We start from the raw sequence: 1,030 nt of genomic DNA on the forward strand, positions 1-1,030 counted from the left end.
GCGATGCGGCGCAGACCGCGGCGATCACGGAACCCGCGGCGATCCTGTGGGTGGCGGCCATGTTCCGCCCACCTTCTTCCTTCTCTCGGGTGCGGCCGAGGGAATCCATGAACCCATTCTTGCACTCCCACGGATTCAGTGCGCTGCCAGCTGGGCGATGACAACGTAATTATCGTCGGTCGACTCTCCTTCGACCACATCACAATTGGCGAGGATCAACCGCCCGGGAACCGATTCACGCAACTCGTGAGTGCCCAGCAGCGAACCTTTGTGCAGCGGCCCGACGGTTTCGACGTCGTACTCGAGCACCCCGTTCGGTGTGCTCAGCAGGACGTGATCTCCTGGCTCCACCACCCGGAGCGCCCGGAACGGTGCTTCGCGAGTGGTGAAGTTGTGGCCGACGACAACAACGGTCTGTGTGGTCGACGTTCCCGGCATTCCGCTCTCACCCCACCACACCGGCAGCTCGTCGACCGGATTCAGCTGCTGCCCACTCTCGCCGCCGCGCATCAGTTTCTCCGAGTGCAACGGACTGCTCAGGTACGTGACCCCGGACGCAGACCTCAACTCGATCCGCTCAGGTTCTGCCGGATCGACGGTCGCCGAAGCCGGTGCAGCCGCGATGTGCGACTGCACCGGCGAGCGATCGGGTAGCGATCCCGCGTTCTCGCCCGAACATCCGGAAACGAGGAGTGCGAGGATCGCTACCGCCGAGAGGCCGGCGCTACGCAGACGTGTTGCCCGTACCGTCATGACGCTTGCGACGAACAACCACCGTCGTAGCTGCTGCGGCGGCAGCGCCTACGACTCCGACGCCGATCAGTACAGCCGGCAGGTTGGAGCTGCTGCTACCGCTGGTGCTGCTTGCAGTGTCGCCGAGAGCAAGGTCTACCGGGGGCAGGCTTCCGGCGAGTGCCGCATCGCCGTCGGCATCGGTGACGTAGTAGTCGACGACGTTGAAGGCTCCCTTGTTGTTGTAGTAGCCGACCAGCTTGACTCCGGTCTTGTTCACTACAGCGGTGGTCTCGTC

General features: G+C 64.0%; 2 protein-coding genes. Both read right to left on the reverse strand.

From position 1 onward, the window contains the following. Positions 1-135: 135 nt before the first annotated feature. Complete coding sequence (locus tag ABT116_RS50305; protein ID WP_351648555.1) at positions 136-636, reverse strand: sortase domain-containing protein; 501 nt, start codon at positions 634-636, stop codon at positions 136-138. An 88-nt stretch (positions 637-724) separates the two neighbouring features. Continuing rightward, the coding region (locus ABT116_RS50310) for a hypothetical protein (RefSeq protein ID WP_351648557.1) at positions 725-1,030 on the reverse strand (306 nt) is incomplete at its 5' end.

It is taken from the genome of Streptomyces sp. NPDC002130, from assembly GCF_040296465.1.
Classification (GTDB): Bacteria; Actinomycetota; Actinomycetes; order Streptomycetales; family Streptomycetaceae; genus Streptomyces.